The 3207-nt window shown below is 48.5% G+C and carries 3 protein-coding genes and 1 pseudogene; 2 read left to right on the top strand and 2 right to left on the bottom strand.

Features of this window, described 5'->3' with window-relative positions; genetic code table 11:
• Window positions 1–529: 529 nt before the first annotated feature.
• A pseudogene (locus Q7O77_RS16160) lies at window positions 530–670 on the top strand (IS3 family transposase); the annotation flags it as partial.
• Between the two features lie 176 nt (window positions 671–846).
• On the opposite strand, the gene Q7O77_RS16155 reads toward Q7O77_RS16160, so the two are convergent.
• Window positions 847–1209, bottom strand: a complete 363-nt coding sequence (locus Q7O77_RS16155) for a VOC family protein (protein ID WP_304169689.1) — start codon at window positions 1207–1209, stop codon at window positions 847–849.
• A 57-nt stretch (window positions 1210–1266) separates the two neighbouring features.
• On the opposite strand from Q7O77_RS16155, the gene Q7O77_RS16150 reads away from it, so the two are divergent.
• Window positions 1267–1983, top strand: a complete 717-nt coding sequence (locus Q7O77_RS16150; protein ID WP_304169687.1) for a YafY family protein — start codon at window positions 1267–1269, stop codon at window positions 1981–1983.
• Window positions 1984–2187: 204 nt separating this feature from the next.
• Here Q7O77_RS16150 and Q7O77_RS16145 read toward each other — a convergent pair whose 3' ends face one another.
• On the bottom strand, window positions 2188–2691 hold the full coding sequence (locus Q7O77_RS16145; RefSeq protein ID WP_085652390.1) for a DUF1003 domain-containing protein: 504 nt from the start codon (window positions 2689–2691) through the stop codon (window positions 2188–2190).
• Between the last annotated feature and the right edge of the window lie 516 nt (window positions 2692–3207).

Genomic DNA, 3207 nt, shown 5'->3' with positions numbered 1-3207 from the left:
GCCTTAGTCTCGTGGGCTCGGAGATGTGTATAAGAGACAGGCATAATACTACTCTGTATTTTTTTCTAAAATTACATGGTAACCCCCTCACGTATTATATTTGCGGCTTAAATCCCTTCAGGAGTATTGTTTGATAAATCAAGCTTTCTCTGAATTGAAGGATCAGATCATGCACGCTTCTGACAACGAAGGTACTCCCTTAGCTAATCAGAAATCCAGAGTGCCAGTTGGCACTCTTACAACTATTCTCTTATCAGTTTCGATTACATAATTTTCTGGTTGGACGACGAGAAAACTCAAGCTCCATAAGCGCCATTATGCTAGCTGAAGACCTATTTACCGCCAGTTATCGCACAAGGCAAACCTAAATCTGGTGCAACAAATTATCAGGTGCGGCTTTTATAAACGGTATCATGCTGAATTACTGGAATTGACCTGCTCCACCTTCCTTAATACACCGCGATGTTAATGATGCCTTCTTTAACAACGTGAAAACTTTCTCATAAAGAAGCATTTTTCCGACTAGGAGATTATCAGCTTCGTTCGTTAGGCCGACACCTGAATTTGTGACTAGTAACTCTGCCGCAAACACTCTATCTTAGACGCTACTTTCTTCATCGGGCATAAGAAGTTTGGCGGCATGGAAGTATATGAAGTGAAGCGGCTCAAGTTATAAGAATCCCAGAAAATCTCGCCAGTAACATTTTAAGCTCCCTTGTAATTTAATTAAGTTAACGTCCGCTCCTCGCTCACAGCGGACCTCATACTTCTGAGACTGCCCTGTCCGTTCCGTGCCATAAACGGACACTTCAGCTTTAAACATGGGCAGGTAAGAGTCTCAACTCATTAATCCGGTATACACACACGGATACGGTGCCCGTCAGGGTCTAACGCAACGAACGTCTTGCCAAAAACAGCCTGTTTGGGCTCTTGTTCTATCTGCACACCGCTGTCTAACCACTGCTGATAAAGCGCATCAACCTCCTTAATATCTTTAACCATAAAACTCAACTCAGTTCGATTACCTTCACCGCAGGATACAAAGTCACTCGCCGTTGTTGACCATAGTCCAAGGTTCAGGCCGTTCTTGAAGGAAAAAGCCGCCCACGTCGGAAGTATTACGTCTGGTTCTGTATTGAATAGCTTCTGGTAAAATCCGCTGCTGGCAATCGGGTTATCAACATAAAGAATGAATAGGTTAGGTATCATGAGTCTCTCTCGTCAAAAAGAATGAGACTTCATTATCGCGGGGAGCATTGACAGAACATGTCAGCATCAGGACCGAAGCGTGCAGAACGCCTACTCAATCTGCTACAGATTTTATATCAGCATCGCTATCCGGTAAGCGGACACTGGCTTGCTCAAGAACTTTCCGTCAGCCTTCGCACGCTTTACCGTGATATTTGCGCGCTGCGTGCTCAGGGGGCAGACATTCAGGGAGAGGCTGGCACAGGATTTATCCTCTCCCGGAGCCATCATCTGCCGCCTGTGATGTTTACCCCTGAGCAGCTCGACGCACTGGCACTCGGATTGCGCTGGGTAGCCGAATATGGTGATGCGGGTATCGCAAAAGCGGCTTCTGAGGTGACGGGAAAGATCCGGCATAGGCTACCCGCAAAGTTAAAGATGCTGTTTGATGACTCGACACTATTAGTTGGAAAGACTCAGGTTGCCCATCTCGATGTTGAAAATCTGAACTCTCTTCGAAGCGCCATCAGGCGGAGACAGAAAATCCGGACTGGTTATACAGACAGGTTGGGTAATGTAAGTGAAAGAACGATATGGCCTTTCGCTTTAGGTTACTTCTCCGGTGATATTGTGCTTGCGGCATGGTGTGAAAAACGTAATGCCTTTCGCCATTTCGACGTAACGCGATTAATATCTCTGCAGCTTGTGCAGGAAGGATATCCCCATTCCCGGCATCACTTACTCCGAATGTGGCGCCGTGAGGGTCTGGATAACACAATCCCTGGGCGTAGCTGAACTGGATGCCAATGTTCCAGAATATTCAGGCCTGCCCATATTGATTAATATACCTGCTTTTCGCTCAAACCCGCCCGCATGTTTGCTTAATACCCCAGCTCAACGACCGATTTCGTTACACCGGAAGTAGCGGCCGGGTCGCGGCAATAACGGCCAACGTTCTACTCGCCGATCAGAGGGCGGAAACCCGACGCCACGGTAAATTTACTTTTGCTGCCCGTGAAGTTCACGCTGCGTAAGCTGCAGGGTAAGTGTTTCGATACGCTCGGCCATTTGCCGGGTCAGCTCGGTCAGCTGAGTATTTTGTTTCAGCAACTCCAGCAGTTGTACCGACTGCTCCTCGGCCAGCATCTGGCGTTTCGTCATTGCGTCATCCAGCGCTTCGCGATGTTGCGCATCTGCCAACGCGTGCGCCTGATCGCGCTCCGCCTGTCGGGTTTGTGCCAACAGGATCAGCGGCGCTGCATAAGCGGCCTGAACACTGAACGCCAGGTTGAGTAAAATAAAAGGGTAGGGATCAAACTTGACGGCGCCTGCCACGTTCAGAACAATCCACACGATCACCGCAAGCGTCTGTCCGATTAGAAACGTCGGCGTACCGAAAAAACGTGCGAAGGCTTCTGCTTTCAATGCAAACCACTCGTCGCCGAAAGTATGCGTAATCCCTTTCAAGGGACGATATAAACGAAATTTTTTATCTGTATGCATATCAAAAATTCCTGTTGAGGGGCTTTGCTGGCACCGCCGAAATTTTTGGCATGAGTGGGAGCTGAAGCCCAATCGTACGAAAACATACGCTAAGTCAGTGATACGTTAGCGGTAGTAACCGCACAAAGCACATTACCCACTTACCTGCGTCCGTATCGTCCCATCGCTAATAGGATAGTTTGTGGCTATCTGGCCCGCCAACACCACGAGCGAGCGGCGGTAATCCAGAGATACTGTTGTAAGCGAATCACACGCGATCTGCATGAAGCCGATGAATCCTGTCAGATCATCGCTTCTGATGAGTTTATTATGTCGGCGTTGGTTCAATGTCGTAAGGGTGATGCTGATGGCTTCTGTGACACACTCCCCATTGGTCAACCCACTCACATGCTAACAATGCCCGCTTTTGGATTGCTCAGCTGTTTGCCTGGCGCCAGAAGCGGACGTTGTTCATTTCGCGTTGCTTGGATCAATGGTTCAGTTCACGTCGTCTTTGAACGGGGCGTTTCCCGGTTG

It is taken from the genome of Lonsdalea britannica, from assembly GCF_946477055.1.
Lineage (GTDB): Bacteria > Pseudomonadota > Gammaproteobacteria > Enterobacterales > Enterobacteriaceae > Lonsdalea > Lonsdalea britannica_A.
This window is presented reverse-complemented; position numbering and strand designations above follow the sequence as displayed.